Source organism: Roseinatronobacter ekhonensis (assembly GCF_900499075.1).
Classification (GTDB): Bacteria; Pseudomonadota; Alphaproteobacteria; order Rhodobacterales; family Rhodobacteraceae; genus Roseinatronobacter; species Roseinatronobacter ekhonensis.
This window is the reverse complement of record NZ_UIHC01000019.1, coordinates 1-25,999: the sequence shown is the minus strand read 5'-3', so window position 1 is coordinate 25,999 and position 25,999 is coordinate 1. Positions and strand designations below refer to the sequence as shown.

Annotated in this window: 25 protein-coding genes and 1 pseudogene; 10 read left to right on the top strand and 16 right to left on the bottom strand. The window is 63.2% G+C overall.

Annotation, left to right across the window (positions count from 1 at the left end; translation table 11 throughout):
• Positions 1 to 2: 2 nt before the first annotated feature.
• The 3 genes from asnB to ROE7235_RS10430 are packed head-to-tail and all read left to right on the top strand — an operon-like array spanning position 3 to position 4,195.
• On the top strand, positions 3 to 1,982 hold the full coding sequence (gene asnB / locus ROE7235_RS10440) for an asparagine synthase (glutamine-hydrolyzing) (protein WP_121095369.1): 1,980 nt from the start codon (positions 3 to 5) through the stop codon (positions 1,980 to 1,982).
• Between the two features lie 2 nt (positions 1,983 to 1,984).
• Entirely contained in the window at positions 1,985 to 3,058 is a 1,074-nt protein-coding gene (locus ROE7235_RS10435; protein ID WP_183073462.1) for an EpsG family protein, read from the top strand.
• Positions 3,059 to 3,061: 3 nt separating this feature from the next.
• Positions 3,062 to 4,195 (top strand): glycosyltransferase family 4 protein, encoded by a 1,134-nt coding sequence (locus ROE7235_RS10430; protein WP_121095365.1) that lies wholly within the window; start codon positions 3,062 to 3,064, stop codon positions 4,193 to 4,195.
• Positions 4,196 to 4,214: 19 nt separating this feature from the next.
• Here ROE7235_RS10430 and ROE7235_RS10425 read toward each other — a convergent pair whose 3' ends face one another.
• The gene (locus ROE7235_RS10425) at positions 4,215 to 5,525 is read right to left on the bottom strand and encodes a type VI secretion system protein TssA (protein WP_121095363.1); all 1,311 of its coding nucleotides are present in this window, start codon (positions 5,523 to 5,525) and stop codon (positions 4,215 to 4,217) included.
• Between the two features lie 32 nt (positions 5,526 to 5,557).
• Entirely contained in the window at positions 5,558 to 6,088 is a 531-nt protein-coding gene (locus ROE7235_RS20815) for an OmpA family protein (RefSeq protein ID WP_183073460.1), read from the bottom strand.
• A gap of 243 nt (positions 6,089 to 6,331) precedes the next feature.
• Between ROE7235_RS20815 and ROE7235_RS10415 the strand changes: the two genes are divergently transcribed.
• A complete protein-coding gene (locus tag ROE7235_RS10415; RefSeq protein WP_121095359.1) occupies positions 6,332 to 7,990 on the top strand; it encodes a caspase family protein in 1,659 nt (552 codons plus the stop codon).
• Between the two features lie 15 nt (positions 7,991 to 8,005).
• Positions 8,006 to 9,955, top strand: a complete 1,950-nt coding sequence (locus ROE7235_RS10410; protein WP_121095357.1) for a lysozyme family protein — start codon at positions 8,006 to 8,008, stop codon at positions 9,953 to 9,955.
• A gap of 7 nt (positions 9,956 to 9,962) precedes the next feature.
• Here the strand turns inward: ROE7235_RS10410 and ROE7235_RS10405 are convergent, their stop codons facing one another.
• Positions 9,963 to 10,856, bottom strand: coding sequence for a glycosyltransferase family 2 protein (locus ROE7235_RS10405; protein ID WP_121095355.1), 894 nt, complete (start codon positions 10,854 to 10,856; stop codon positions 9,963 to 9,965).
• The gene (locus tag ROE7235_RS10400; protein ID WP_147434199.1) at positions 10,853 to 12,100 is read right to left on the bottom strand and encodes a nucleotidyltransferase domain-containing protein; all 1,248 of its coding nucleotides are present in this window, start codon (positions 12,098 to 12,100) and stop codon (positions 10,853 to 10,855) included. The genes ROE7235_RS10405 and ROE7235_RS10400 overlap by 4 nt, the downstream gene beginning before the upstream one ends.
• Positions 12,101 to 12,359: 259 nt before the next feature.
• Between ROE7235_RS10400 and ROE7235_RS20120 the strand changes: the two genes are divergently transcribed.
• A complete protein-coding gene (locus ROE7235_RS20120; protein ID WP_183073459.1) occupies positions 12,360 to 12,521 on the top strand; it encodes a hypothetical protein in 162 nt (53 codons plus the stop codon).
• A 327-nt stretch (positions 12,522 to 12,848) separates the two neighbouring features.
• Here the strand turns inward: ROE7235_RS20120 and ROE7235_RS10395 are convergent, their stop codons facing one another.
• Positions 12,849 to 13,355 (bottom strand): lasso peptide biosynthesis B2 protein, encoded by a 507-nt coding sequence (locus tag ROE7235_RS10395; RefSeq protein WP_121095351.1) that lies wholly within the window; start codon positions 13,353 to 13,355, stop codon positions 12,849 to 12,851.
• Positions 13,330 to 13,605 carry a PqqD family peptide modification chaperone gene (locus ROE7235_RS10390; RefSeq protein ID WP_121095349.1) on the bottom strand — a complete coding sequence of 92 codons (276 nt, stop codon included), beginning with the start codon at positions 13,603 to 13,605 and terminating at the stop codon, positions 13,330 to 13,332. The genes ROE7235_RS10395 and ROE7235_RS10390 overlap by 26 nt, the downstream gene beginning before the upstream one ends.
• A 168-nt stretch (positions 13,606 to 13,773) precedes the next feature.
• On the opposite strand from ROE7235_RS10390, the gene ROE7235_RS10385 reads away from it, so the two are divergent.
• Positions 13,774 to 14,688 carry a phosphoenolpyruvate carboxykinase (ATP) gene (locus ROE7235_RS10385; RefSeq protein WP_121095347.1) on the top strand — a complete coding sequence of 305 codons (915 nt, stop codon included), beginning with the start codon at positions 13,774 to 13,776 and terminating at the stop codon, positions 14,686 to 14,688.
• Complete coding sequence (locus ROE7235_RS10380; protein ID WP_121095345.1) at positions 14,685 to 15,548, top strand: sulfotransferase domain-containing protein; 864 nt, start codon at positions 14,685 to 14,687, stop codon at positions 15,546 to 15,548. Before ROE7235_RS10385 ends, ROE7235_RS10380 begins: the two co-directional genes overlap by 4 nt.
• A gap of 75 nt (positions 15,549 to 15,623) precedes the next feature.
• On the opposite strand, the gene ROE7235_RS10375 is transcribed toward ROE7235_RS10380, so the two are convergent.
• The 6 genes from ROE7235_RS10375 to ROE7235_RS10350 form a co-directional block, all read right to left on the bottom strand.
• Positions 15,624 to 16,130 (bottom strand): hypothetical protein, encoded by a 507-nt coding sequence (locus tag ROE7235_RS10375; protein WP_121095343.1) that lies wholly within the window; start codon positions 16,128 to 16,130, stop codon positions 15,624 to 15,626.
• A gap of 183 nt (positions 16,131 to 16,313) precedes the next feature.
• The gene (locus ROE7235_RS10370) at positions 16,314 to 17,993 is read right to left on the bottom strand and encodes a hypothetical protein (RefSeq protein WP_121095341.1); all 1,680 of its coding nucleotides are present in this window, start codon (positions 17,991 to 17,993) and stop codon (positions 16,314 to 16,316) included.
• Positions 17,990 to 18,406 (bottom strand): ExbD/TolR family protein, encoded by a 417-nt coding sequence (locus tag ROE7235_RS10365; protein ID WP_121095339.1) that lies wholly within the window; start codon positions 18,404 to 18,406, stop codon positions 17,990 to 17,992. Before ROE7235_RS10365 ends, ROE7235_RS10370 begins: the two co-directional genes overlap by 4 nt.
• A 1-nt stretch (position 18,407) precedes the next feature.
• Positions 18,408 to 18,860 (bottom strand): ExbD/TolR family protein, encoded by a 453-nt coding sequence (locus tag ROE7235_RS10360; protein ID WP_121095337.1) that lies wholly within the window; start codon positions 18,858 to 18,860, stop codon positions 18,408 to 18,410.
• An 11-nt stretch (positions 18,861 to 18,871) separates the two neighbouring features.
• A complete protein-coding gene (locus tag ROE7235_RS10355) occupies positions 18,872 to 19,606 on the bottom strand; it encodes a MotA/TolQ/ExbB proton channel family protein (protein ID WP_245963931.1) in 735 nt (244 codons plus the stop codon).
• Between the two features lie 32 nt (positions 19,607 to 19,638).
• The gene (locus ROE7235_RS10350) at positions 19,639 to 20,061 is read right to left on the bottom strand and encodes a hypothetical protein (protein WP_121095335.1); all 423 of its coding nucleotides are present in this window, start codon (positions 20,059 to 20,061) and stop codon (positions 19,639 to 19,641) included.
• 173 nt (positions 20,062 to 20,234) lie between these two features.
• Here ROE7235_RS10350 and ROE7235_RS10345 point away from each other — a divergent pair, with 173 nt between their 5' ends.
• Positions 20,235 to 20,762: a hypothetical protein gene (locus ROE7235_RS10345; protein ID WP_121095333.1), complete on the top strand. Its 528-nt coding sequence runs from the start codon at positions 20,235 to 20,237 to the stop codon at positions 20,760 to 20,762.
• A gap of 22 nt (positions 20,763 to 20,784) precedes the next feature.
• On the opposite strand, the gene tagH is transcribed toward ROE7235_RS10345, so the two are convergent.
• From tagH to ROE7235_RS10330, 3 genes are all read right to left on the bottom strand, one after another.
• On the bottom strand, positions 20,785 to 22,041 hold the full coding sequence (tagH, locus tag ROE7235_RS10340; RefSeq protein WP_121095331.1) for a type VI secretion system-associated FHA domain protein TagH: 1,257 nt from the start codon (positions 22,039 to 22,041) through the stop codon (positions 20,785 to 20,787).
• A gap of 95 nt (positions 22,042 to 22,136) precedes the next feature.
• Positions 22,137 to 22,703, bottom strand: a complete 567-nt coding sequence (locus ROE7235_RS10335) for a DUF6931 family protein (RefSeq protein WP_147434198.1) — start codon at positions 22,701 to 22,703, stop codon at positions 22,137 to 22,139.
• 188 nt (positions 22,704 to 22,891) lie between these two features.
• Complete coding sequence (locus tag ROE7235_RS10330; protein ID WP_121095327.1) at positions 22,892 to 24,736, bottom strand: type VI secretion system Vgr family protein; 1,845 nt, start codon at positions 24,734 to 24,736, stop codon at positions 22,892 to 22,894.
• A 325-nt stretch (positions 24,737 to 25,061) separates the two neighbouring features.
• On the opposite strand from ROE7235_RS10330, the gene ROE7235_RS10325 reads away from it, so the two are divergent.
• Positions 25,062 to 25,727 carry an outer membrane protein gene (locus ROE7235_RS10325; RefSeq protein WP_183073456.1) on the top strand — a complete coding sequence of 222 codons (666 nt, stop codon included), beginning with the start codon at positions 25,062 to 25,064 and terminating at the stop codon, positions 25,725 to 25,727.
• Positions 25,728 to 25,798: 71 nt separating this feature from the next.
• Here the strand turns inward: ROE7235_RS10325 and ROE7235_RS10320 are convergent.
• Positions 25,799 to 25,999: pseudogene (locus ROE7235_RS10320) on the bottom strand (IS630 family transposase); the annotation flags it as partial.

The window sequence follows — 25,999 nt, the reverse complement described above, 5'->3', positions numbered from 1 at the left end:
GTATGTGCGGCATTGCAGGGCTTTTGGGACAGGGTTCCGCTGCCATGGCGCCCGCGCCCGCGGTTTTGCAGGCCATGACCGACGCGATCCGGGCGCGTGGTCCGGATGCAGACGGCCATTGGCGTGACGCGGAGCGTGGTGTCGCGCTCGGGCATCGACGGTTGGCGATCATCGACCTTTCAGACGCCGGTGCGCAACCGATGCAGTCTGCCTGCGGGCGGTTCGTCATCGTCTTCAATGGCGAGATCTACAACCATCTGAACCTGCGCAAAGCGCTTGCAGCGCAGGGGCACGCCCCCGAGTGGCGCGGGCATTCCGATACCGAAACCCTTTTGGCCGCGATTGCAGCATGGGGGCTGGTGCCTGCGCTGCAAGCGTCTTTTGGGATGTTCGCTCTTGCCCTGTGGGACCGTGACACACAGACCCTGTCCCTCGCCCGCGACCGTATGGGGGAAAAGCCGCTCTATTGGGCCGACTGGAACGGGCATTGGGCCTTTGCATCCCAACCTTCGGCGCTGCGAGCGTTGCCGGGGTTCGCGCCCGGCCTGTCGCGTGGCGGCGTGGCTGCCTATCTGGCGCGCGGCTATGTAGACGCGCATGAAAGCCTTATGCAGGGGCTGATGCGTGTCGCGCCCGGCGGCATGGTCAGCTTGCAGGCCGGACAGGCCCCGGTTCACGGCAGTTGGCAAGATTTTGGCGCTCTGGCCGGCGGTGCTGCCTTGCAGACCCCGCCCCCCAATGCGGCCCCGGCGCTTCGGCGCTGGCTGGAAGACCTGCTGGCGGAGGTCGTTTCGCAACAACAGATCAGCGATGTGCCCTTGGGGTGTTTCCTGTCTGGAGGGATTGATTCGTCGCTCGTGGCGGCGCTTATGCAGGCGGGATCGGCACAGCAGGTGCAAAGCTTCTCGATCGGCTTTTCGGGCAGCCGCTTCGACGAGTCGCCGCATGCCGAGGCGGTCGCCCGTCATCTGGGATGTGCCCATCAGACCTTGCATGTGACCGAAGAGGATGCGCTGGCATTGGTTCCAGAGCTGCCGCGCATCTATGACGAACCTTTTGCCGACAGTTCCCAGATTCCCACCACCTTGCTATGCCGTCAGGCGCGCGCGCATGTCACCGTCGCGCTGACCGGCGACGGGGCCGACGAGGTGTTCGGCGGCTACAACCGGCATGTGCTTGGTCCGGGATTGTGGCGCAACCTGTCGCGCCTGCCGCGCCCCGTGCGCGCGGCGCTGGGCAAGGCGGTGATGGCGGTCGCGGGACGCGGTGCTGCGTCGAGCGACCGATTGCAGGCCTTGGCGCGCCGGTTCCGCCTGCCGGTCACGCTCATCGACAAGCTGGCACGGCTGGGCCGGATGAGCGCCGAAGCTGGCACGCCCGACCAGTTCTACGCCTTTCTGACACGCGGGATCGCCGATCCCGCGGCGCTGATGGCGCATGACCCCGGCGCTGTGCATGAGCCGCCCTTGCCGGGTGCGTTGACCGATCTGCCACCGGGACGCGCTGACTGGCTGATGGCGCGCGACAGTATCGGCTATCTGCCCGACGACATCCTGGTAAAGGTCGACCGCGCCGCGATGGCCGTGTCTTTGGAAACCCGCACGCCGTATCTGGACGGGCGCGTGGTATCCTCGGCGTGGGCGCTGGACGCGGCCGACCGGATCGACGGGGCAGGGCGCGCCCGGCGCGGCAAGGTGATCCTGCGCGATATTCTGGCGCGCCACGTTCCGCCCGCCCTGACCGACCGCCCCAAGCAGGGGTTTGCGATCCCGCTGGACGAGTGGTTGCGCGGCGGTCTGCGCAGCTGGGCCGAGCGATTGCTGGACCGCGATGATCTGCTGGCCGAGGCGGGGCTGGACCACGCGGCTTGCCGTGGTCTTTGGGCGCGCCACCTCGCGCGGCGCGGCAATGAAGGTCAGGCGCTTTGGGCCGTGCTGATGCTTCTGGCATGGCTCGATCATCTTCCGGCAGGAGACGTCTAGCGATGCTGCCCTACTGGCTTTTGTTTCTGATGCCGGCCCTTCTGGCCATTACCAGCCCGCCGTCGCGCAAGGTGCGACGCGACGGGACACGGTTCACCCAGTCCGACCCGATCTGGGTGTTCATGCTGCTGCTGCTGACCATCATGATCGGCTTTCGCTACCGCGTCGGCGGCGACTGGGGAGCATATTTTGAGTATCTTGCTTTCGCGGCGACATCGGACCTGCGCGAAACCTTGTTGATGGACGATCCCGGCTTTCGTTTTCTGAACCTGCTCTCGATCTGGCTGGGATTCGGGATCATCGGTGTCAACACGGTCTCTGGGCTGATCTTCAGCGCCGGACTTCTGGCCTTTTGCCGCAGCCTGCCGCGCCCATGGCTGGCGCTGGCCGTGGCCGTGCCCTATCTGGTGATCGTGGTCGGCATGGGCTACGCGCGCCAAGGTGTCGCGATCGGGCTGGTTCTGTTGGGGCTTGTGGCCTTGGGACGCCAGAAATGGATCCAGTTCATTTTTTGGGTTCTGCTTGCCGCGACTTTTCACAAGACCGCTGTCATGCTGCTACCGATCGTGGCGCTGACAATGACCCGCAATCGCTGGCTTATCATCCTGCTGGTCGGCGTGACAGGTGCGCTCGGCTATCAAGTTCTGCTGGGAGATGCCGCCGAACAGTTGATCAGCAACTATGTCGAGGCAGAATTGCAGTCCGGCGGTGCGCTGATCCGGCTGGGAATGAATGCCCTGCCGGCGCTTTTGTTCCTGTATTACCGCAAGCGTCTTCGGGTTTCGCCCTCGGAATACCGAATCTGGCGGTTATTCGCGCTGATATCGGTCGGGATGTTTATCGGTTTCTTCGGCTCCGGGGCCTCGACTGCATTGGACCGGATGGGTCTGTATATGCTGCCCTTGCAATTGTTCGTGTTCTCGCATCTGCCAGACCTGATGGGGCGCTACGGCAAACAGAACTCGGGTATCGTCAGTATGATCGTGGCCTATTACACCGCAATCCTGTTCGTCTGGTTCAATTTCGGCTCCTTTTCGTTTGCTTGGGTGCCTTACCGCATGCATCTGGGGGGCTAGAGCGTGACCCGGCCTTTGCATATCGTCGTGACGGTCAATGCGGCGTGGAACCTCGTCAATTTTCGCACTGGACTGCTGCGTGCCCTGATCGCGGATGGCCACCGTGTGACCGTGCTGGCCCCGCATGATGACAGTGTGGCCAGATTGCAGGCGCTGGGTTGCGCCTTCGTGGACCTGCCGATGAACCGCAAGGGCCTGTCCCCGCTGGCCAATCTGCACATTTGGCGGCGGCTGGGCGCGGCGATGGACAGGCTGCGCCCCGATGTCGTTCTGAGCTTTACGATCAAGAACAACCTGTTCGGCGCGTTGGCCGCGCGCCGTCGGCGCATTCCGTTTATTCCGAATGTGACAGGGCTTGGCACAGCGTTTCTATCGGGCGGCGGATTGCAACGGGTTGCACAGATGATTTATCGCCATGCCTTTCGCGGCTTGCCGGTCGTGTTTTTCCAGAACCGTGACGATCTGGAACTGTTCGCGGGAATGGGGTTGGTCCGCCCCGGTCAGGCGCGGGTTTTGCCGGGTTCGGGGATAGACCTGACGCGTTTTGCGCCAGCCCCGATGCCGGAAAACCCGCCGGACGCGCCTGTCTTCCTGATGATCGCGCGCTTGTTGCGGGACAAGGGCGTGGTCGAATTCGCCGATGCCGCGGCGGTCGTGCGGCGGCAATTCCCGCACGCGCAGTTTCGCATAGTTGGTCCGTTCGGGACCGAGAACCGCTCGGCCTTGCCGCCAGCGCAGATCATGCGTTGGCAGGACGCGGGGCATATCGTTCACCTTGGGGCCATGCCCGATGTGCGGCCCGCGATTGCCGAGGCCGATTGCGTCGTCCTGCCCTCATACCGGGAAGGCATGCCGCGGGTTTTGCTGGAAGCTGCGGCCATGGCACGTCCTGTCATCACCACCGATGTGCCCGGTTGCCGTGATGCGTTGGACGCTGGAAAGACGGGGCTGCTGTGCCAGCCGCGCGACAGCGCGAGCCTTGCACGCGCCTGCGCCGACTTTATCACCCTGACTCCCGAAGCGCGGGCCGCAATGGGGCAAGCCGGACGCGCCCGCGCCGAGCGCCTGTTCGGCGAGGCACATGTGATCGCGGCGTATCGTCAGGCACTGGCCGATGCGACGGGTCAGGCGGGTTGAGTTTAGCCGCTTGCCGCGCTCAATCGTCTTCGGGCGGGAAGAGTTCCGCAAGGATCGCCGAAAAGCTCTGGTTCAGATAGCCCCGCGCGCGGGTCATCAAAAGCGGGACAGGGCTGGAAGGTTCGGTTGCTGTGAAATACCGCTCCAGCGCGCTCATCATGCTGGACGCTTCGGCCCGCGTGCTGATAACGGGCGGTTCGCTGTCGTCTTCTTCGGCGTCGTTGCGGTCCAGATCCGACAAGGCGCGCATCCGGTCCATGGTCAGCACAAACCCCATGTCGCGGCTGAAATCTATCCGGGCGGATTCGAACCGTTCCGGCACCAGCAGTTCCAACGCTTCGACAAGCGGGCGCCCGACCAGTTCGCGCGCCTGCCGGACCAGTAGGAAACTGGGCGATGACGGTTCATGCACACTGAAATAGGCATCCAGCGCATCCAGCGCGCGGCGTGCCTGCGATAGCGAGGCGACGGCACCGGTGGGTGCAGGCGCGGCCTGATGTGGCGTCACGCCGGGCGCGGTCTCCGCGGCCGTGTCTTGCACGCTGTCGGCATCATCCGCCGTAGCTTCGGCAGTTTCCCCGCCTAGGTCCGGTCGTGCTTGTTCCAGCAGCCGCAGCATGTCGCCGACCTGTCCGCGTAACGGGTCCAGATCGGGCCTGAAGGGCGTATCCTCATCTATCAGGCAGATGTTCTGGATGTTCTGCGCGGCACTGTCCAGACGTTTCAGCAAGGCGTGGCTCGCACTCACCTGATCGCCATTCTCGGCAGAGCGCAGGGCTGCAAGCAGGCTTTCGGCATCAACGCTTTGCCCGTCTTCTGCCATCGCGCGGCGCAGATCCATCGCAACCGCATATTTGCGCCATGTCAACGCGCGCAAACGGCGGTCTTCTGCCAGCGGCATGAACTCTAGCGGCATCACAAGTGTCGGCTTGTTTGCCAGCAATTCCAGCGTGTTCTGGCGAGCGATGACATCGCCATCCATTTGTGGGTGCACGTGTTGGCCATGCGTTTCCAGCAAAGTCGCGGTTGCTTCAAACACATCCGTCAGAACGGCAAGATTGCGGGCAAGGGCGCAATACTGGGCCAGGGCCGCCAGTATGCGCAGGTCATAAGCCCGTGCCAGCAATTCACCGGCTTTGGTCAATTCGTCGGACACGCGGATCGACGCGGGATCGACCATCGCCTTGCCCTCGGCATCGAAGAACCGGTCTGACAACCGCTCGGCGGCATCAAGGTCGTAGTCGTCGAACGCGGGATCGCCGTCCATCAACAGGTCCGGCCCGCATGGCGCCTCGGCATTCAGGGCTTGTGTGAAGTCTGGAAGTGTCATTGGCGGGCCGTTACCGGAAGAGGCTGCGGCATTCAGCGCAGCACGGCATGAAGCTCGACACGCCGGTTCGCGGGATCGCGCGGGTCAGCCACGCGCGGGGCCGATTGCCCCAGCCCGACAGCTTCCAGACGCGCCTGCGGCAAGCCCTGTTCGCGCAAGAAGTCATGGACTGCGCGCGCCCGGCGCTCGGACAGATCAAGGTTGTAAATCTCTGCTCCCACGGCGTCGGTATGCCCCTCGACCTTGAAGATCGCTTGTTCCAGACGCGGGTCGCGCAGCGCCGCAGCAAACACCCTGAGTGCGTCTTGGGCAGAGGGGTCCAGAACATCCGAATCGAAGGCGAACCCGACCCGCATATCCAGCCCATCTGCTTGCGGCGCGCAGTCGGATTTGGTGCCGATGCACACGGCCCGCGCCGCGCCCAGATCAACCGAGGTGATCAGCGCCTGAACGATCTGTTCGCGCGAATAGGGTGTGTCTTCGGCCAGAACGCCTGACGGAATGGCGACAATAGCTGCCAGTAGAATGCCGCTGGCCTTGGTTCTGAAACGCTTGGCATACATGTGAAGTCCTTCCAATAGGCCCTTAAATTTCCACCCCTTTAGCAGGCTGGGCGCTGCCGGACAAACCTTCTGTCGCAGGGCGCGCGCGTTGCTGAATTGTGCAGCGTGGGTGCCACACATGGCCGTCTGTGCCGCCCGAATTGGCAGGACGCGCGAAAAACCGGCGCAAGACTCGCCTGTGCGTTGGATTCGCGCTATCATTTCTCATTACATGTGGTTGCATTCAAAGGTTTTTGACGGGCGATGAGTCTTTTTGGTTATCTTGTTACACCCCGGTCGGCCCTGTTGGCTGCCTTGCTTGCGCTTTGCGCAGTCGGCGTTGGTGCGGCCTATGCGCAAACGACCGCAGAAACGCCGCGCCGTGTGGCGCTTGTGGTTGGCAATTCGGGCTATGACACGTTGGAAGATTTGCCCAATGCCGGACGGGATGCGCGCGATATGGCGGATAGGCTGGAAACGCAGGGCTTTGAAGTGACCCTGCTTTTGAACAGTGCGCGCGAGGTTTTCGACACCACGATCCGCAATTTCGGCGAGCGGGCCGGCGAGAACGCGGAAGTGGTGTTCTATTACTCCGGCCACGGTTTTCAGTTGGGGGGGATCAACTATCTGGCGCCGGTGGACGCGGTTCTGTCCAGCGCCGGGGATATTGCCGCGCAAACGCAGCGGCTGGACACTATAATCTCGCGACTGTCTGCACCGGGGCGCCAGACCGTCATCCTTCTGGATGCCTGCCGCAACAACCCGCTGCCGCCCAATCTGCGCGAGGACGGCTCGCTCGGACTGGCGGCGCCTGCCACGGGGCGCGATACATTTGTCGCATTCTCGACCCAGCCGGGCAACCTGAGCTATGATGGCCGCGTGGGCGAAAACAGCCCGTTTACACGCGCTCTGCTCGACAATATCGGGACCGAAGGGCAGTCGATTTCGGAAATGATGATCGCCGTGCGCAACGCGGTCGAAACCGCCACGCTTGGGCGGCAAACCCCTTGGGATCAGTCATCGCTCACAGGGTCGTTCTTTTTCCGGCCCTTCATGCCAGGTCCCGATGAGATTGCGCAGGTTGCACAGATGGACCCCGAGATTCAGGATTTCTTCCTGAGTTCATGGGCCCGGCAGGGCGCCCAGATCAGTCGTGATGACCTGCAAGCAATGGCTGCGTCCGGAGCGCAAGCTGCCATAGATGCGCCGACTGTTTCTGCGGCAGATGACGCGCCATCACCGGCCGCTGATCCCACGGTCGAGGCACCACAATTCGACTTCATCATGATCGAAGACGACCCTGTGCCGGACCCCGTTGCACCCGTTGTGGCCGAGCAAAGCCCGGAACCCGATCCGGCTGCTCCCATGGTTGTCGCGGCGTTGCCGGACGCGACCACAGCCGAGCCCGAAATGGGGCGGACACGAGCCCTGCCACTGCAGCAGCTTTCGGTCGAGGCGGCGCAGGGTTCGCGCGCGCCCTTCATCCCCGATGCGCCGATCGCGCGGCTCGCCGCATTGTCGCCCGACCCCGCGCCCGATATCCGGTTGCGGCGACTGATCGGCACCGATGCCACCCCCGAAGAGGCGCCAGAGGATCTGGCAAGGGCTTTGCAGACCGAATTGCAGCGCGTCGGCTGTTACCGGATGCGGGTTGACGGGGCTTGGGGCGGCGGGTCAGCCCGCGCCATGCGGGCGTTTCTAAGCGAGACCGGTGACACTGGCGAAGATACCACTCCCACCGCAGAGATGTGGCGACTGGTCAGCGCTGCAGAGGGCGAGATTTGTGCCGCGCCCGCGGCGGCGCCGGTGACCCGTGCACGCACCACCTCTACCCCGCGCCCGGCAGCACCGGCTCCGCCACCCCCGGCGCCTGAACCGTCCCGTCGATCGCTGTCGAATTCGTTCGGCAGCGGTTTCAGGTAGCAGGGGTCTGGTCTGGTGAGTGCGGTCGACCCCCGCTTCAAAGAAGCGCGTCGCCGGGCACAGGGACGCCGCCGCACCGGACGGTGGCGCTGGGTCGCACTGGCCGGTGCGATCATCATTGTGATTGGTGGTTTGGGTGTCTGGCTTGTCCTGCCCAAGCCGGCACTGGATATTGCCGTGGCCCCCAAGGCGGAACAGCCTGTCACGGACCAGCCCGTTCTAGACGGGTCAGAGCCGGAAACTCTTTCGCGCCCCGCCGATTCTAATCTCGCAGATGACGAAGATGAGCTTGGCGGTCCCCGCGCCAGTCTTGACCTGCCGGGCGATCCGATCCTTCTGGTTCTGGGCAATGCCGTCGCGCCGCAAGCGCAGGTCAAGCCGCGCCCCGACGGGTTGGACGCAAGCCGCGGTCGGGGCGAGCTGCTTTTGGCCCGTGGCCCGCTTTTACCGCCGGGCGAGCGCCTTGCGGTCGCGCTGCCGTCCAGCCAAGAGGATTTCGCGATCTTTCAGGGGCAGCGCCAACGCGCCACGCAGGCCCGCGCACGGCCTCTGTCCGGGCAAGCCTTGGCGCGCCCGCCGCGTTCGGTCGCGGAAGCACGGGCCTGGGTGGCGGCGCAGCAAGAGGCCGACAGTCTGTTTTACGGGTCGAACACGATTGCCCTGCGCCCCGCCGATGCGCGTCGCGTCGCTTGGCGCGATCTGGTGCTTCGGGTCGGGCACCAGTCTGATCTGGCGGAGCTGTTGCAACTGGAAAACGTGCCGCAGTCCCAAGCTGACGGGGCGGCTGCCGCTGCCGCCAGCCATCTGGGCGGACGTGTCGCCGCCGAGGGCAGCTTGCTTGCGCTGCGCTTGCGCGGAACGTCGCCCGAGATCGTGCAGATGGCGTTGTATCAAGATGATCGCTACATCGGTGCCGTGGCGCAGGCAGATGCGCCGCCGCTTTTCACGACCGAGGGGCCCGAGGCGACCCCGTTGCAACCGGCCTCTGACCCGTGGGTCCAGCAGGATTTGCCCGCCCGGCTTGGTGAAGCCGACACCACCGCGCAACCGGTTGTCACAACGCCGCGCGTGATGGACGCGCTGTATGATGCCGGGTTGCGCCACGGCCTGTCGCCCGGCCTGGTGGGTCAGGTCATCATGCTGCTGTCGCAAACCTACAAGCTGGATATGCTTGCGCGCCCGGTTGACCGGTTCGAGCTGTTGCGCACGGCGCAACCGGCGGTGGGGGACGCGAGCACGGGCTCGGCTCTGGATCAAATCCTGTTCATCGGGTTGCAGGCAGAGGGGCTTGATCTGGAATGCTATGTCTACCGGCCCGGCCCCGACCGTGCCCCGGCGTGTTATGGCCAACGTCGGGCCGGCAGCACGGTGGCGGTTGCGGCGGCTGCCCCGGCAGGCGCAGGGCAATCCGTTATCGCCAGCGACGCGGTCGAGCAATTGGTCAATCGCATCATTCAGGTCGAATCCGCGGGGCGCGCGGATGCCAAGAACCCGCTATCAACGGCAACGGGGTTGGGGCAGTTCATCTCCAGCACTTGGTTGCGGATGATGCGCACCTACCGCCCCGACCTGACCGCCAGTCTGTCGCGCGGTGAATTGCTTGCTTTGCGCACCGATCCCGATATCTCACGCGCGATGGTGCTGAATCTGGCCCGTGAAGGCGAAAGCTACCTGCGCGCGCGGGGGCATGACATTACCGCCGGGCGGCTTTATCTGGCGCATTTCCTGGGCATGGATGGCGCGCATGTGGCGCTTAGCGCCGACCCGTCAGCCGATCTTCAGGCCCTGTTCGGGGCCGGGGTAATCAACGCCAACCCGTTCCTGCGCGGGCATGATGCCGCGTATGTCGTTGACTGGGCAGAACGCAAGATGCGGGGGCGGTCGGGGCGCACGGCGCGGCGGATTTCCGAGCCTGCGGGCCTAGCCGGGTTCCGCAAATTGGTGGATGCCGCCTTGCAGGGATAAATTCGGCCTAACGCCGTGCCGCGCTGAATGCCACGTCGATCAGGTAAAACAGCGCCCCGGGCAGCAGCGCCAATCCTTGGGGCAGGCTTGCGGGCGCAGGTGGGCGGCTGCGGCGCAGCTGCGCATGCCACCAGAACCGTCCGTAATTGGCCAGCGTCCGCAGTCTCAGCGCAGGGCGCAGCCGGCAGGCAAGCGTGACCTGATACCCATGGCACGCGCCAACCGGCGACGCCATACGCTTGCGCAGGATATGCGCCGACAGGCCGTCGGGCTGGTATTCGGCTTCGACAAGAACATGGTTGGACAGCCAGACACGACGGTCGCGCCCAAGCTGGAACAGCAGCGCGGCTTCGGCCAGAAAATCCTCTTTCGGAAATTCCGGGAATCGCAGGCCGTCGGTGTCTCGCCGGAAAATCAGGGTGCAGTCGAAGGCCGGTTCGGTATTTGCGCGCTCTGTGTAGGTCAGGGCGCGGTCAGGCTGCCGAAAGCAATATTGCCGCGCGGCCTTGGGAACGATCAGCGGCAGGATCGCGGCAAAGACATCTTCCTGCGCAATCTGGTCCAGCAGGGCCAGCACAGCCGGAAGGGCGTTGTCGCGGCACCAGTCGTCGCTGTCGATAACCGCGATCCAGTCGCCATGCGCTGCGGCAAATCCGGTGTTCAGCGCGCGGTGCTTGCCGCCATGGGGCTGGCGCACATAGCGCATCGGTATCGTGCCGGGTTGTGCGGACAGGCGCGCCAGTTCGGCGTGCGTTTCATCGGTAGAGCCATCGTCGACGACCAGCCATTCCACCTGCCCGTGCGCGACAGGCTGGCGCATCAGGGACGCGTGCAACCGCCCGAGCAGGTGAGCGCGATCCCAGCTTGCCGTCAGGATCGTCAGTCGTGGTCGCGGGCTCATTTGCGGCCGGTGCGCAAGGCGCGCAGGTCCAGCAAATGGGCGCGCAATTTGTCGGGACCGAGCGCAAGCTGACTGTCGGACCGGCCCTGAGCGGCCCGCATCTGGCGGCGGCGTGTGCGCAGGAACCAGACCCAAAGCCGGGGCGCTGCAGGGGCAGGCGCTTCGTGCCCCTGTTCGCGGTGCCAGCGGTCCAGCATGGTATGGCGCGGGGCGAAGACCTTGCGCAGAAGCAGACTGAAACGGGCCATTGTGCCGCGTTCGGCCAGATCGGCGGCAAGGCGCAGGTCGGTGCGGAACCTGCCATCCTGAAACAGCAGCGCCGCAGCCATATCGCGCGGCAGGGCGCGACCATCCAAGTCGAAGCCCTGCGCGGCAACAAGCCCATGGGGCAGCAGCGAAAGCGATAGCGCCAACCCGTCCGCGATACCCAGATCCACCGCGCGTTTTTGCAAGGCGACTGCGTCCAACGGGCTGGCGCGCAAAAGGTGCAGCAGATCGGTCACAAAGACAGGCCCGTTATTCAGTTCATGATCGTATAGCCCGTGCATCACCAGATGCAGGCACATGTCTTCGGGCGCAAGGCAGGGCAGATCGTGACCGCCAAGCGACACTGTTGTGGCGCGATCCCAAATCTCGCGCTCGAACCGCGCGAAACCGTGCGGGTCGAGGTCGGCAAAAGGTTCGGTCAGGTGGCCGTGGAGTTCCACCGACACGACCTGACCCGGGGACCAGACCGGAGTCGCGTGTTTCGCCTCTTCGGGAGCGTTTTGTGCAGATTTGTGTGCCATGTGCTGCAATTCGCCGCCCGCCAACGCCAGAATCTTGCGCGCACGGGGCAGATCTGTGGGGCGGACCAACAGATCCAGATCGCGCATCGGGCGCATCGCGGGGTTGGGATAGGCGAAGGCGGCCAGTACAATCCCTTTCAGAAACACATGCGCGATTCCGGCATCCTGCAACAGGGTATGCACCCGCAACGTCTCTGCTTGCAGAGAGAGCGCGCGCATCTGCCAACCGCGCCGTGTTGCAGGCGCAATCGCACAGGCGGCGGGCAGGGCCAACCCGGCTTTGTCCAGCGCGGGTTCAAGGCACGGCAAGACGCGCTGTTGCTTGGCAAGGGTGACGATCCGCGCCCAATCCGTGCCCGACAGCTTGGGACACGGGTCTGTCAGCCGTTCCGACAACAGGTCCAGCAACAACATCTCCGGTCCGAAATCTGTGTCTGTGGCAGCGGTTGGGGTCACGGGGATGGTCTTGTCATGATATAGGGTAGGGGCAAGGTAGCCTGCCAGTGACAGGTGGGGCAAGCCGGGTCAACGCGGAACTCTGGCTTTGCGGGCCGCAGATGCGTGCACAAACGGCACAGCCGGCGGAAAATACGCAAAATATGGTATAAGTAGAGGCTTTGCGCTTGCGATACGACAGGGTTTTGATGTAGGAAAACCCTATCACAGGTACACATCCGCGAGTTGATTCCCGGATTTATTTACTGGAGGCGAGAAGATGCAGCAGAAACATCATGTTGAAGCAAAGCTGAAAGCATGGGACAAGCCGGCACTGGTCGTGTTTGGTGATGCGGCCACATTGACCATGCAGAATGCGCCGGGTGTCAAGAGCGATACAGTTAACACCACGAACGGCGGCATAGGCGAAGGTCAGTCCTGATCTGAGGTGTCGCTGTAATGCGGCGGCGCTATGTGTGATGGCTTAACACGGCATGGGAAACCTTTGCCGTGTTTCTTACTAAATGGAGGTGTGTGTGGCCTAAGCGAACGAATTTAAGCCCGACCCGAAACAGCCCAAATCCCCTTGGCAGCAACCCTGTCTAATTGCGTTCGGGTCGGCGTCAAACCTGACACAGTCGGGAGCTGGCGGTGCCTTGTCGGATGCGACAAATCTTGCTACCGCTCTCACGGTTGCCGCTGGCAGTTAAAGCGTCTTTGGCCTTCGGTTTGCGCGTCGGATAAGCGCTTCCGATCAGCAGCTTTGGCGTCAGGCAAACGTATGCGATACGAAGGCGCGCACAACCGTGAAATCCTCGAACCCGCGACCACCGGTGATCGCAACGGGACCCGCCGCAACCCAAGCATGGGCTTCCACCGCGCCATTCTTGCGCCGCATCCCGAAACAGATGACATGCGGAACCCCAAGCACCGCCAATAATGCGCGCGCGCAAAGCGCCTGTGGGTAGCAATTGACCGCCCAAGGGCTGTAGGTTGCAGCGATGCCGATCGCAGCTTTAACCGCCCGCGCGCGCCGCTCTTGCGTCTGGTCGATCAACGGCACCACGCTGGAAATGCCGATATCATGCCCGTAAGCGCGGTGCAGGTATTTCAGCGGCACGGCAAGGATCAGCAGGCGGAACACGCCCAGCAAAACCCAAGCCGGGACCAACAGCGCCAGAGCAAGGCCCGGCTGGGATAGCAGGCTAAGCCCCTTGCGCCGCAGAACGGCAAACAGGCTTTGGGCACGCTCAGCCAACGCTGACCACAAGCCCATTGGCCTGCATATCGTCCAGAACAGCCATCACATCGGCGCGACAGGTTTCGGGGGTCACATCGTATTCCTGCGACAAGGTATCGACCAGTTCGGCCAGAGTGGCAGGGGTTTCCAGCAGATCCCAAACCCGGCCACCGCTGCCGGATAGTCCGAAATAGACGTTCTTTTCAAGGCTCATGATGACAGTCTCGCCATCCATCTCGGCAGAGACCACATTCGTCGCGCGTTGAAAGGCGGGGGTGTTCGTCATCGTGTAAACCTGTTGTCTGCGTGTCAGCGATGCGAGTGTGCACTGTCTGACAGCAGTTATCCGATGATGCTCGCTTTGGCAATCTGCCCGCTTTGTGTGTGTGAGTGATTGCAACTCCAGGCCTGATGGGCCAGAAGGGCGGCACCCTTTCCCAAGCGTTGTATTGCTATGCCCACCCTTTACCAAGCCTATGGTTTGACCATTTCGTCCGAGATTGATCTGCCGGAATTGCCGCAGCTTTCGGGCTTGGCCCAGCCCGCCGATCTGAGCATTACGCGCGATCCTACCCTGACCTCGGCTCCGACCGGCGACGAGTGGGTCCAGTTGTCACCATACGCTTGGACAACACCGACCGCGTTCATGCTGTTCGTGCCGGATGTTGCATGGTTTCTGATAGAGGGTGGCCGGACCATTCGGGTCGCCCCGATCGGCGGTATCGACATGGCATCGGTGCGCGTGTTCCTGCTTGGCTCTGCCATCGGGGCGCTGCTGTTTCAGCGCGGCTTTTTGGTGCTGCACGGAAACGCGGTTGATATGGGCGACGCCTGTATGCTGTGCCTTGGCGTGTCGGGCGCCGGAAAATCCACTCTGGCGGCGGCGTTTTCAGCGCGGGGCTACAATGTGCTGGCCGACGATGTTGTCGCGGTCAATGCCGACGGGCAGGCGCTGCCCGGTATTCCGCGCATCAAGATATGGCGCGACGCGGCAGAGCGTCTTGCGCTATCGACCGGATCATTGGACCGCATCCGCCCGCAAATGGAAAAGTTCAATCTGCCTTTGCCGAAAACTCTGGTCAGCGCGCCGCGTCCAGTAAAGTGGGTGTTCTTGCTGGGCAAGCATGAGAAGCCCGATTTTGAGCTGACCCATCTGAACGGGATCGCGCGTTTCGGGCCGCTTATGGCAAATACCTATCGCCGCCGGTTCATGGAGGGGATGGACCTGAACGCCGATCATCTGGCGCAATGCGGGCGCTTTGCCGGGCTGGTGCATATGGCGCAGGTCAGACGACCCGACGCGGGGTTCGATATTGACGGATTGGTCGACTTGTTGCTTGAGGACATGTCGAAAGTTCCGGTGGCATGACTCAGCAGGGGCTGTCTTGGCTGGCCTCTTACCCGAAATCGGGGAACACTTGGTTTCGCGTGGTGCTGAGTGCCTATCTGGACGGGGGCGAGTCCGAGGTTGATCTGAACGCTTTGCAGACAGGCATGATCGGCAGCAGCCGTTTATGGGTCGATGACGTCGCAGGGTTTGACACGGCAGATCTGACCCCGGCAGAGATTGAGCGTCTGCGCCCGCATGTTTATCGCTGGAGCGCCCTGCATGACGGGATGGGGGGCTATCACAAGATTCACGACGCCTATCTGTATAACGACGCCGGAGAGCCGATTGTCGACCCGGTTGCCACGTCTGGCGCGGTTTATCTGCTGCGCAACCCGCTGGATGTGGCCCCATCCTTTGCGGCACATCTGGGCGTGGATATAGATCGCGCCATCAAGCTGATGTCCAGTCCGAACGCAAGCCTGTCGCGCAATGACAAGGGTTTGAACCCACAGATGATGCAACGCATGGGCACATGGTCTTCCCATGTCGAAAGCTGGGTGGATGCGACCGAGATTGCCTGCCATGTTTTACGTTACGAGGACATGCACGCCACGCCGCAGCAGAGCTTTGCCGCCGCCTTCGCCGCGCTTGGTTTGACGGTAGATCACGAGAAACTGGCGCGCGCGATCTCTCTTGCCGCATTCGACAAGCTATCCCATCAGGAAAAAAGCGGTGGTTTTCGCGAGCGCCCGTCGAAGGCCAAGCAGTTCTTCCGAAGCGGGCAGATGGGAGGATGGCGCAAGTCGCTGACCACGGACCAAGTGGTCCGGATCGTTGCGGACCACGGTGCTGTCATGAAGCGCTTTGGCTATCTGGATGCCCATGGCGAGCCCGTGTAGACACAGCGGACTATTCCCGCACCGCGCGCAGCGGGATGGTTCCTTGAACAGACGGTGGTGAAGCTCGGTCTAGCCCTAGCGAAACTCGCCAGAGCTCCAGCGGTTCAAAAGGCGCTTGCCTGATTGCGACGCGGACGGCGTCGGGATGGGCTGCGCGGACTCTGCGGTCGTGTAATGTTGCACATTGGCGGGTGTGGTCACGATTTGTGCGTCTTCGACCAATGCGCGTGGTTCCGGTCTGACGGAATATTCCGCCGCCTCGGGCGAGGGGGCAGGTAAAATTTCGGCATCTGCAAGTATGGCCGGTTCCACGGCTTGCGCAGGTGCCGTCATCTCGGTCGATGAGAGTTGTTCCTGCGTCTGCCCCACGAATGCCGATACTTGGGTAGGGTCGATATCTGGCGCCGCGACGATGCTGGATGCCTGTTGCGGCGCGATGGCCGATTTCATCACTGGCCAGGCCACAGCGGCAGTCCCCATCGCAACCAACCCGACCGTGCCGACCGCGACAGAAAGAACGCGGTTCGAAAGGCCGCGCCCATCCACAATGCGCAAGTTATCCTGCTGTTCAAGTCCTTGCATGATATCTCATCCTGACGTTTCTGGTCTGGGCGCGCAGAGCGCACGGTAATTCGGTTTGTGCCTAATTATGCAAACACAACAGCCTTAGCGTAGCATAACGACTGCGATCTGCCTACCCGGCGATCGAAAACAGTCTTTGGCGAGTTGGAAACAACACGCGGATTCGGCATCTTTGTGCTGCCGCTAGCCTAGTAGCGCAAATGCCACCAGCGCCACGCCAGGGCGCAGACCTGTGCGCAGCGTCAGGTCGTCCAGCGCGGTGAAGAGCGGACCTGCGGCCTGTGGCCCGTCCAGACTGCGCAGCAGGTCGATCCGGTCGGGGACTGATACGGCCATGAGCAATTGCCAAGTCTGCACCTCACCGCCCTGCAATGTCATGGGAATCGCGAAACGGCCATCCGGCCCCAGAAACCGGTCAAGGACTTGTACCCGCCCAGCATTGTCCACCAACAACAGATGCAGTGCGCCGCTATCCGCGCTGCGCCCAGCCATTCGCCCGGAAAGCTGGCTTCCGCTGTCGATCACGCGGGAGTCGAGTTCGAAATACAGCCCGGTTGCGGGGTAATCCGGTGTCGCGCGTACGAAATTCAACGTCGCGCACTGACCGTCGGAGATCGGGCGCAGAACCATCGCAGGGATCAGGCCCGTCTCTGCCTCCAGCCCGGTGCGAAAGGCGTCGAGTCCGGTCGCGGCGGGGCCGAACACCTCGAACCGGAGCAGACCATCCGCGCCAAGTGCGGGCAAGGCCGCGAAACAGTCGATATCCGGCAGGTTGCGCAGGTATGACAAGACCTGCGCGTAAAGGCCTTGATCGCGTGCTTGCGTGTCTTCGGCGGCGGGGGCTTGTAGCCCTCCGCCGGGCGGATCGGGCAGGCGCGGTGCGGCCTGCCGGTCGCCCAATGTGCGTTCGGGGCGGGCGCGCAGGGCCATAAGCAAGCTGTCCTCACGCGCGGCGCGTGGCGCAGCTGTCGTGGACTGTGCGGCCAAGCCAGAGGGCGCCGCCCGGTCGGTTGTTACGGCAGCAGACAGGGCCGCGGGCGTAAGCGCGCGCGGGCGTTGCCCGGCGGGCGTAACGGGGCGCGCCACGTTTTGCGGCGCAGTTGCCGCGTCGGCTTGCGCCGGGGCAAGCGTGCGCGGGGTCGTCGGGTCCAGCGACCGCGACGGGCTCTGCTGTGCGGCCACAGGGTCCGTTTGCGCTGGGGCAACCGCGCGCGGTGTGGTCGGGTCAAGCGATCGCGACCGGTTTTGCTGTGCGGCCACCATGTCTGGTTGGGCCGGGGCAAGCGCGCGCGGCGTCGATGGCACCAATGGCCGAACGGCACTCTGCGCGCGGTTGGGCGTGGCGGGGCGGACACGCTCGACCCGGGGCAAGACCGGCTGAGGTGCAATGCGCGTGACCGCGGCAGGGGCCGGTTGCTCTGGCGCGCGCGGCACGATGTCTGCCCCGGCATTGCCGGGTTGAACCCGCCTTGGCGTGACCGATTGCAAGGGCTCGACAAACTCTGTGGGCGGCGTGACCGGTTCCGGCGTCACGGCGGCAAGCGGCTCTGCGCGGGGGGCCTCGACTCCCGCGCTTTGCGCTTGCAGTCGCGCGGCGTTGGCGCTTCCGGCTTGGCGTTGCTCTGGTGCCAAGGCGCCAAGCCGGGGCGCGGCTTGCGGACCGCCGCCGGCCACAAGCGGAATGGACTGAACCACGATCTCTGTCTGTGAACCAGGTGGGGCGGCCGGCGGGGAATAGGCGATTGCCAGAACCCCCGTGGCCGCCAGCAGCACATGCACGGATACCGATAGCCCGGTGGCTAGACCCCAGCCCAAAGGGCCCGGCGACAGCGGTGGCGCGGCAAGCCGGGCCGCGCCCGTCATGGTGCGCCCCCGCCATCCGGACCAGACCGGACAGTCACAAGCTTGACCTGCGCGCCGGCGGCGCCAAGCTCGGCGCTGAGTGCCAGCACAGCGCGCGCGGCATGGTCGCGCGCGACCAGCAGATGCAGCATCTGCGGCCCGTCGCCCTGCCGGATTGCCGATATAAGCGCGGTGCGTGCCACGATCTGCCCGTCCAACACCAGCCCATCGCCCGAGGTTAGCCGCAAGAGCGGTCTTGGCAGGGCCTCTATCGGCAGATCGCGCACTTCGGGCAGGCGGATATCGCGCTCTGCGGGATCGGCGGGCGCCCCGACCACGATAAAGAACAAGACCAGCAGCAGCACGATATTGACCATGGCCAGCGAAAAATCGGGCTTGCGCGTTTCATGGCGGGGCAGGGACAGGCGCTGCATCTCAGGTCCCGACCAATTGCACACGCGCGATGCCCGAATCCTGCACGTTCTCTATCAACAGCGCGAGATCGCTGGCCTCTGCCATGCGGGTTACAAAAACCACAAGGTCCGATACAGAGTCGCTTTGAAGTGCCCTGATCGCTTCGGGCAAGGCTGACAGGGGTATCCGGGCTTGGCCCGCGCGAATCTCTCCGCGTTCCAGATGCCAGATTACCTGCGCCTCTGCCGCCGGGGCGGGGCTTTGCTGCGCCGGTATATCGCGCAGGCTCTGTCCCGATGATGGCGCCGCCGCGCTCAGCGGCAACAGCGCATAAGGTGCCAAAGACGATGTCAGCATAAAGAACAGCAAAAGTTGAAACATGACATCGGCCAAGGGGGTCAGCGCGAAACCCCGCCTGCGCGCGGGTGGCACCGGCAACCGTAGCGGGGCAGTTTCGGGCAGCGCCTCGGCCATCCTGATGCCTCCTAGCTGCCTGTGCCGGGTTGCGGTGCGGGGCTGCCAAGACCGGACCTCGGGTCGGCACCGGTAAAGCCAGAACCACGCCACGGGGCTGCGGTTCTGTGTTGGCTCATGCGCGCTTTCTGGGTCAGAACGATATGGCCGATGGCCTGCTCCAACAAGTGGCGTTCGCGGGCGATGCGCCCGTCAAGCCAGAGCGACGCAAGGTAGAACAGCACTGCGATGGCAAGGCCAACGGCCGTGGTCAGCAACGCTGTCCAGATCCCTCCGGCAAGCTGGGCGGGGTCTGCCGCGCCTGAACTGGCCGCGAGTTTGCCGAAGGCCTCAATCATGCCCACCACGGTGCCCAAAAGCCCCAGCATCGGCGCGGCCTGAACCACGGCTTCCAGCCCGCGCATGTTGCGCCCCAGTTGCTCTAGACCGTCACTGGCCTGTTGCATTGCGCCTGATTGCGCCTGCTCGACACCATCGGGCGCAGTGGCGAGCGTCGAGAGCGCACCGCGCACAACTTGGGCGCGCAGGCCGCGTGCTTGCTCCAGTGTCTGCAAAGCCTCGTTGCCGCGGTCCTGATGCCAGGCCAGAAGCGCAGTTTCCGCCGTGCCGGGACGCCCCACCCGCGCGCGCGCGAACTGCACCAGCTTGGCGAAAAATACCGTGGCCCCTAGAACCGACATCACCGCCAGAACGCCAAGGATCACAAGACCCGGAAGGCTGATCTGGGCCAAGGCACTTGCTTGCATGGCCTATCCTCTCGATTGGTGAGCGCGTCGGGTCAGGACCCGAAACTGACAGGCACCCGGCTCGACGGCGCCAGCGCATCCATGCAGACACGGCTTGCAGCGCCGCTTTCGTCGGTGCATTCCTCTGCCCCGTTCAGAAGCAGGCGCGAGAGCGCCGTACAACTGCGGTTGAGCAGGAACTGCACAACCCGCGTCTTGCCGCCGGGCAATTCGCCGAATTCGAGGATCAGCCGGTCCGACACCGCACCACCGTCATCGAACACCGCCACGTCGTAGGAGGTGCGCGACAGGTTCACCCCTGTCTGGTTCTGCGCCACGAAGGTCAGCCGACAGCCACCATCCACCGGTTCGAGATTGTTGAGTTCGATGTTGAAACTGCTTTGCTGCGCCACGGCGGGACTGATCGCGAGTAGACCGGCAGCAAGCATGGGCAGAAAACGGGCAAATGAACGCATGGGGGCTGTTCCTTGGATATCCTCGGCAATGCCATCACGCTACCACGGTCAGGTGATTTGGCAACCGGGAAGGTTCTGCTTCATTCGCCAAAAACTCTTTGGAAACACTCTCTGCTTTGCTACCGTTCTGAATGGTCTCGTTCTGAGCATTCAAAGTCAGGAGAAGTTGCACGATGAATGATGTGGTGGAGCGCTCTGAGCGCAAAATCGTAGATTTGGCGCGCGACCTTATTTTCGAACAGGGTCAGAACGCCTGCACTGTTGGAATGATTGGCTTCGGTATTGCCTTCGGTGCAGGTTCAACCGCAGGAATCGGGGCTCCTGCTGGCGGGATGATAGGTGCTGTCGCTGGTTTGACCGTTTGCCCTGTTTTGGAAAAGGGCGCAAAGAAGTTGCTGAAGTGGAATGACCAGCGACAAAATGAAGGCGCTGAAAAGCCAGGACCGTCGAAGCACACACCTAAAGGCAAACAGAAAACCGGTCCTGACTTGGCTGGTTCCGTGATGCCGCACGAGAAGCGATTTCTTCCGAAAGCGGAAGCCGACAAACTGTTTGGACAAATCCGTGACTTGAGTGATCGGGAATTGTCCGACAAGGAAGTGCGACGGCTGGCTGCGATGCATCGTCAGGGGAGCCTTCCGCTGCAAAGCAAGGCGGTCAACGCTGTGGCCAAGCGGATGAAAACATCCATGCACGCCTGATCCTGAGAAATATGGGCAGCCACTAACTACCCCGCCCGCCTTCCTTGTCATAGGCATCGGCAAACAGCGCCAGAAACACGTCCAGCATGCCGTTGTCATGGCTGCGGGTCTTGGCGTCCCAGCGTTCGACATAGGTTTCCCAAGCCCGTGATTTGCGGTTCAGGCGCATGCCTTGAAGGCGTTTTTCCACCGCTTCGGGCGACAGGTCATCCAGCAGTTGCGCCAGTGCCGGTTGCAGCGCGGCATGGGTGGCGTATTGATGCGCCTTGATATCGGCAAAGCCCGACTTCACCGCTTGCGGGCCGCGCTGGAATCCTTGCCGCGCAGGGCCGAACATAATGCTGAGCGCCTGGTCGGGCAGCGGCATGAATTTCAGGGGATTGTTGTCCTCGCGACCGATCATCGTGACCTGCGCCGAGCGCACGGACCGGCGCGCGACGGCACGCGCCTGAAGCAGGCTGGCAAGTTCTTCCGTCAGCACGCGCAGCGTTTGCCCGATCTCTTCCGCCGTGGCCTGCGGGTCATTGGTGCCAAGCGTGCCCGGCGCAAGCCCGGCGGCGGTACCGATCACATCCAGAAGAGCGGCGGCATCTGGCGCGGACGGCGCCGGTGTCGGCGGCGCAACCGGAGCGGGTGCCGGTTGCGGGCTGGGCGCGGGTTGCACAGGCGGCACGGGCGGCTGCGGGTCGGTATGGCCGCCGGTATTCTGCGGCACCGGAAAGGGTTCCGCAGTCTTGCCGCCGGTCACTTCGCCCCAGATATCGAGCGGTGCGGTGCCGCCCGGGCCGCCTTGGCCATTGTTTGTGCCGGGCTGCGGGATGCCCGACCAGGGGTCCGCCCCGCCGGGCAGGCTGCGCGGAGTTGGGCGTTCCGGCGCCGGGGGGGTGCCCGGCTCCCAAGAGGTCTGTGGCGCGCCGATCCCTGCGCTCGCCCCGGCGCCTGGGTCCGATCCGGCGAGCGGCTGCAAGTCGACCTCGATGGTGTATTGTCCGACTTGCAAGCGGTCACCGTGGTTGAGCGGGCAGGGGCTTTTGACCCGCGCCGTGCCGCCATTCACGAAGGTTCCGTTGGTGGACAAGTCGAACAAGGCCCAGCCCGAGGCATCGTGGCGCACTTCGAAATGGCGCCCGGAAATGAAGCGTCGCGGATCGGGCAGGCACCACCCGCTGTCGCGTCCCGCTTCCAATATCTCGCCCGGCCGGGCAGAGACACTGAGCGGGCCACCATCCGGCAGGCTCGTCATATTCACGATGGTCAGGGTGAGTGCTGTGTCGGTCATTCTAGGGTCGTTGTCGCCTGTCAATTCGGGGCGCGCAAGCCTCTGTGTCGCGCAAGGCCCGCTGACGCGTTGATAAATGTAGAACTCGATGAATGTCAGATCAGATCGTTCGCCATCTGGACGAAAGTTTCAAGCGTTGTGCGGCGCGCGCGGTGTGGGCCGCGTGCCAGAACCGACAGCACGGCGGCATTCACCCCGCGCCCCGTCAGGAAGCGGGGCGGGGCCACTGGATCACCCTCGGGCGGGGCCAACGAGCCGCCGGTCCATCCCGTTGCCATGGCAAGCCAGACGCCCGGGCTGCGGGCGCTGGCTGCCTCGGCCGCATCCGCCGTTGCACTGAGATGCAGGTCGTCCGGCGTTGCCACCCAGTCCGCGACCAAAGCCATCATCTCGCGGTCTTGCGCGGTCAGGCAGTCATCCATGTGCCGCAAGCATTCATGGCCCCACCAAAGCGATACCCGCCGTTTGAACATCTGCGAGGTGAAGGTGATCGCTTCTTCCGGTGTGTCGCCTTGCAGCAATCGTTGCCCGAAGGCCGCGACGGAATCGGTGCGGTCCGGGCGCATGGACATGTCATTCGCCAGTTCGGGAATCAGCTCAAAGATCTCTGTCGCCAGCGGCGCGCGCAGACTTGCGCTTTTCGGGGGGTAGTCCTGTGTCATCCTGGCCATCCTGCCATGCCCATGATCCGTGGTGTGCCCGTGGTCGTGCCCGGCGGCATCAGCCTGCATCCTAATCCACCACGGCCCCGAGCCTGCGCGGCGATCTTGCGTCAAACCTGTTCAAGCTGCTCTCCTGTTTTTGCCAGCGCGCGGGTTTTGGCCGGTTGTTCCGGCTCTGGCGCGCGTCATCACGTGTTTATCTTCACCACAGCGCCCTTGATATCATAGACCGCGCCGGCCTTGTGCTGGGACATCATCCCGGCCTCTGACTTGAACTCCATCCCCGCCTTGACCTCGACCGTCGGGGATTTGAGCGTGATCGACGACCCGTCCATCACGATAGAGCTCATGCCCACCTTCAGTGTGATCTTCTCGGCTGCCGTGATGGTCAGTTCGCGCCCGACATCCAGCGTGTCGTGCCCGCTGATCTGGCTGTCGCGTGTGCCTTTCACCTTCAGGCTGTCATTGTTATCAATCTGCGTTGCGCGATCATTCAGCACATGCCACGTCTGGTCATGCAGCACCTTCGCGGTCAGGTCGTATTGGGCATGTAGGCGCACGCCCTCCTTGCCTGCGGTGTCATCGAAGACCAGTTCGTTATAGCCGTCCCCGCCCGGTGTGCTGTTGGATTTCATCCCCATGACCATATTTGCGCCCGGCAGGTCGAAGGGGGGCATATTCTCGGCATTGTAGACGCAGCCGGTCACAAGCGGGCAGGCGGGGTCGCCGCCGATGAATTCGACCACCACCTCCATGCCCACGCGCGGGACGATCATGCTGCCCCAGCCATTGCCCGCAGAGCTTTGCGCCACGCGGCAGCGCATGGATTTCGCGGTGTCGCGGTCCCAGTGGAACAGCACAAGGATGCGGCCGTATTCGTCGCAATCGATCTCGCCCTCGCCGACGACGATGGCAGTTTGCGGACCCTGCACGCGCGGGGCGGCGGGGGCGGCATCGGGCACCATCGGGCGGTCAGTGTCCAGAAACTCGAACACGCCTTGGTAGCTGTCGCGGTCCGCCGTGCCGCCATCGCCCGTGCGATACCCTTCAGAGACATATTTATGCTCTGCCTGGGTGACAAGATAGCTGCGCCCGTCGATGGCGGGGTCGGGGTGGTCGCGCAACGTCATGCGCAGCCCCGCCGCCAGGCCAAGGCTGTCACCTTGCGCGCGATGCCGTCCATCCGCGGCGCGGGCCTGGTTCAGGCGCAATTGCGCAAGGCTGCGTCCGGCCCCCTGATCCGGGTAGCGACCGGGAAACTGGAAGCTTTCGATATCGTCGAACGGATGTCCCGCGCTGTCGGCCTGTTCTGCCAGCATGGCGCTGCGCGGGGCCGTGAAGTTATAGTCGGTCAGCGCGACACGTCCGGTCGTCACCTTCCGCCCGACGCGCCAGGAATGCAGATGTTCCAACTGGTCGCGGTACTGCCGGTCAGTGGCCCGGATCGGGCGAGTCGTGCCGGGCACTTCAGGCAGGCTGTCGACCTCGTCAAACAGAACGACGCGGTGCGTGCCGCCTTCGTAGCGGAAACAATAGTTGATCCCGTAGTGCGCCATCAGCCGCGTGGCGAAGGCCAGATCGGTTTCATCATACTGGACGGTGTATTCAAGCACCGGGTAGCTGCCCTGCAGCAGGCTGTCATGCGGAAAGCCATATTCCGCGAAAATCGCCTCAAGGATCTGTAGGGGCGTCTGTTCGTGGAAAATGCGCTGGTTGGTCCGCAGCCCCAACAGCCACAGCCATGGCCTGAGAACCAGCGCATAGCCTGCGCCGCCCCAGACCGGACCCAGTTCGCGCACCTCGCACAGCACGCCGTCAAACATGCGCGCGGGATGGGCCGGATCAATGGTTCGCATTTCAACCCAAAGATTGCGCCCGAGGACATCATCCGCATCCAGCTGGCCGGTCGGCAACAGGCAATCGACCTCGAAGCCGCCGATCATGTTGATCCCCTCGCGCCCCGAAAACGCCATCAGCGCAAGATCGGTGCCCGGAGCATGCAGTTTGCCAAGCCTGTCGTCTTGAGAAATCATTCGTATAAGCTCTTGGTTCGCAAAGCGGACGGCATGAAACCGTCGGAAATAGATGTCAAAGAATAGCCGGATGCCGCAGAATTGAAATGAAATTGTATTTCTGCGGGCGCTTCCGGCCTGTCTCGGGGCGTGCGCCGATGTCTTTGTTGTGTTTTCGCAACACAGGCGGACAAGCAATCTTTACGTGTGCGCCAGTCTCGCATCTGCAAAGGAGCAATGTTAGGCTACCCACATAGTCCCGGCCGACAAAAGCCGTCTATCGAGCAGCCTGTACGACACAAAAAAAATGTGCCGGGAATTTGAAAACAAGATGAGAGGATGGGTCATGAAAGCCACTTTGGTTGCTGCCGTCATAGCTATGGTCGGCGGTCAAGCGTTTGCAGATGGGTATAAATCCGTCCAGACACCGCGTGTTACTTCAGTTCACGACTGGAGCGGCGCTTATGCGGCGGTGGGTATTTCCTACAGCATGGGCAGCTACACCACCACTGGCGGCAGCGCCTATGTCGCGCCGGATGCAGAAGGTGTCGGGATCAGCGCGATTCTCGGGTACGCGATGCAGGATGGCGCCTTCGTCTACGGGGGCGAGCTGATGGGCAACATGGACCGCGCCGACGGCACGGCAGCAGGTTGCGGGCTGGGCGGGGGTATCACCTGCCGGTCAAGCATCCGGAACTATCTGGCCGCGCGTGTGCGGGTGGGCTATGCGTTCAACGAGACAATGCTCTTTGCCACCTTGGGGTATGCGACTGACAAGCAGGACCATACCATCCGTAACGGTGGCGTGAAGGTCGGCGTGAACGCACAGCGTCACTACGGGCCGACCGTCGGTTTGGGTGTTGCCCATGCCCTGAACGAAGACCTGAGCGTGCGCGCTGATGTCGAATATTACGACTTTGGCGACCGGACATACAACCTGACGGTGCCGGGCGCGACGACTATCGACACAAATACAGTTTCTGCGCGAATCAGCCTTATGCGCCGTTTCTGATCGTCGGAGCTGTTGCCGATTCTGGAAAAAAGGGGGGGGTAGCCTCCCCTTTTTTGGTTTCTATACTTCTTCTACTCCAAAACCCGAAAGTTCTCGTGTGTTATGACGCGGAAGTTATCTGACACCTTGTCGCGGAATTTCTTCCATTCCTGCGGGATGGTCTCACGCATGAATGCAAGGATGGCGTCGGCGAATTGCTTCTGACTTCGGTAGTAGCGATTGTGGGTGACATAATGGTGCAAGACCGCCCAAAGACGTTCAATTGGATTGAG

Excerpts from the sequence above, each read along its gene's own strand:
- asnB (WP_121095369.1), top strand. The coding sequence starts at position 3 with ATGTGCGGCATTGCAGGGCTTTTGGGACAGGGTTCCGCTGCCATGGCG.
- ROE7235_RS10435 (WP_183073462.1), top strand. The coding sequence starts at position 1,985 with ATGCTGCCCTACTGGCTTTTGTTTCTGATGCCGGCCCTTCTGGCCATT.
- ROE7235_RS10425 (WP_121095363.1), bottom strand. The coding sequence starts at position 5,525 with ATGACACTTCCAGACTTCACACAAGCCCTGAATGCCGAGGCGCCATGC.
- ROE7235_RS20815 (WP_183073460.1), bottom strand. The coding sequence starts at position 6,088 with ATGTATGCCAAGCGTTTCAGAACCAAGGCCAGCGGCATTCTACTGGCA.
- ROE7235_RS10415 (WP_121095359.1), top strand. The coding sequence starts at position 6,332 with ATGAGTCTTTTTGGTTATCTTGTTACACCCCGGTCGGCCCTGTTGGCT.
- ROE7235_RS10405 (WP_121095355.1), bottom strand. The coding sequence starts at position 10,856 with ATGAGCCCGCGACCACGACTGACGATCCTGACGGCAAGCTGGGATCGC.
- ROE7235_RS20120 (WP_183073459.1), top strand. The coding sequence starts at position 12,360 with ATGCAGCAGAAACATCATGTTGAAGCAAAGCTGAAAGCATGGGACAAG.
- ROE7235_RS10395 (WP_121095351.1), bottom strand. The coding sequence starts at position 13,355 with ATGGGCTTGTGGTCAGCGTTGGCTGAGCGTGCCCAAAGCCTGTTTGCC.
- ROE7235_RS10390 (WP_121095349.1), bottom strand. The coding sequence starts at position 13,605 with ATGACGAACACCCCCGCCTTTCAACGCGCGACGAATGTGGTCTCTGCC.
- ROE7235_RS10385 (WP_121095347.1), top strand. The coding sequence starts at position 13,774 with ATGCCCACCCTTTACCAAGCCTATGGTTTGACCATTTCGTCCGAGATT.
- ROE7235_RS10380 (WP_121095345.1), top strand. The coding sequence starts at position 14,685 with ATGACTCAGCAGGGGCTGTCTTGGCTGGCCTCTTACCCGAAATCGGGG.
- ROE7235_RS10375 (WP_121095343.1), bottom strand. The coding sequence starts at position 16,130 with ATGCAAGGACTTGAACAGCAGGATAACTTGCGCATTGTGGATGGGCGC.
- ROE7235_RS10370 (WP_121095341.1), bottom strand. The coding sequence starts at position 17,993 with ATGACGGGCGCGGCCCGGCTTGCCGCGCCACCGCTGTCGCCGGGCCCT.
- ROE7235_RS10365 (WP_121095339.1), bottom strand. The coding sequence starts at position 18,406 with ATGCAGCGCCTGTCCCTGCCCCGCCATGAAACGCGCAAGCCCGATTTT.
- ROE7235_RS10360 (WP_121095337.1), bottom strand. The coding sequence starts at position 18,860 with ATGGCCGAGGCGCTGCCCGAAACTGCCCCGCTACGGTTGCCGGTGCCA.
- ROE7235_RS10355 (WP_245963931.1), bottom strand. The coding sequence starts at position 19,606 with ATGCAAGCAAGTGCCTTGGCCCAGATCAGCCTTCCGGGTCTTGTGATC.
- ROE7235_RS10350 (WP_121095335.1), bottom strand. The coding sequence starts at position 20,061 with ATGCGTTCATTTGCCCGTTTTCTGCCCATGCTTGCTGCCGGTCTACTC.
- ROE7235_RS10345 (WP_121095333.1), top strand. The coding sequence starts at position 20,235 with ATGAATGATGTGGTGGAGCGCTCTGAGCGCAAAATCGTAGATTTGGCG.
- tagH (WP_121095331.1), bottom strand. The coding sequence starts at position 22,041 with ATGACCGACACAGCACTCACCCTGACCATCGTGAATATGACGAGCCTG.
- ROE7235_RS10335 (WP_147434198.1), bottom strand. The coding sequence starts at position 22,703 with ATGACACAGGACTACCCCCCGAAAAGCGCAAGTCTGCGCGCGCCGCTG.
- ROE7235_RS10330 (WP_121095327.1), bottom strand. The coding sequence starts at position 24,736 with ATGATTTCTCAAGACGACAGGCTTGGCAAACTGCATGCTCCGGGCACC.
- ROE7235_RS10325 (WP_183073456.1), top strand. The coding sequence starts at position 25,062 with ATGAAAGCCACTTTGGTTGCTGCCGTCATAGCTATGGTCGGCGGTCAA.